Source organism: Saccharomonospora iraqiensis subsp. paurometabolica YIM 90007 (assembly GCF_000231035.2).
In the GTDB taxonomy this organism is placed as follows: domain Bacteria; phylum Actinomycetota; class Actinomycetes; order Mycobacteriales; family Pseudonocardiaceae; genus Saccharomonospora; species Saccharomonospora paurometabolica.
In genome coordinates this window covers 9,053-9,735 of sequence record NZ_KI912225.1, presented here as the reverse complement: position 1 = coordinate 9,735, position 683 = coordinate 9,053, and the positions used below count along the sequence as shown (strand labels likewise).

Annotated in this window: 1 pseudogene; it reads right to left on the bottom strand. The window is 74.7% G+C overall.

Annotated elements, in window-relative coordinates:
• Positions 1-469, bottom strand: a pseudogene (locus SACPADRAFT_RS26500) (ATP-binding protein); the annotation flags it as partial.
• Positions 470-683: the final 214 nt, after the last annotated feature.

Genomic DNA, 683 nt, shown 5'->3' with positions numbered 1-683 from the left:
CTGCGGGTCCGGCCCGGTGGCCGGAGGCTCCCCGGCGGGCTCGGGCACCTGCGAGGTGCGGCGCTCGTCGCGGCGGGGCAGGCGCACCTGGTTCGCGGTGACCCCGTCCGGGAGGGGCACCTCGCACCACACCAGCTTCCCCCGGCCCTCCAACGGCACGGCTCCGGTGCTGCGGCCCGCCACCGCGGGGGCCTCGTCGTGGATCCGGTCGAGCTGGTCGTCCTCGACCTCGACGACGAGGCAGTCCCCGGACAGCCGCAGGCGCACGGTGACGAAACCGGGGTCCTTCTGGTCCGTGCGGTCGACCACCGCACGGACCAGTGTGCGGGCGGCGTCGGCGGCCTCGTCGAACAGGTCCCGCAGTGACCACTCGGTGAGGGAGAACCGGACGAACAGGTCGGCACAGTTCACGGCGCTGGGCAGGGGCGACGAGCCGGAGGTCGTCGACCTGCGTGGTCCTGGCGTTCACTGAGAGTCCCTCCACGGCGGCGTCCCGGCGGCTGCGAGCGATTCGGGAGAACCGTATCTTGCCAAGTTCGGTGCGTGACGTCGAGTCCAGGGTCGGGTGAGTCTCCGGCCACCCGACCGGGTCCTCCACGGGCGGCTCATACCACGGGCGGGTCGGGCGCGGGCGCGCCGTCCCCCGGTGCGCCGTCCGGGGCCGCCGCGTCGTCCCGCACCCG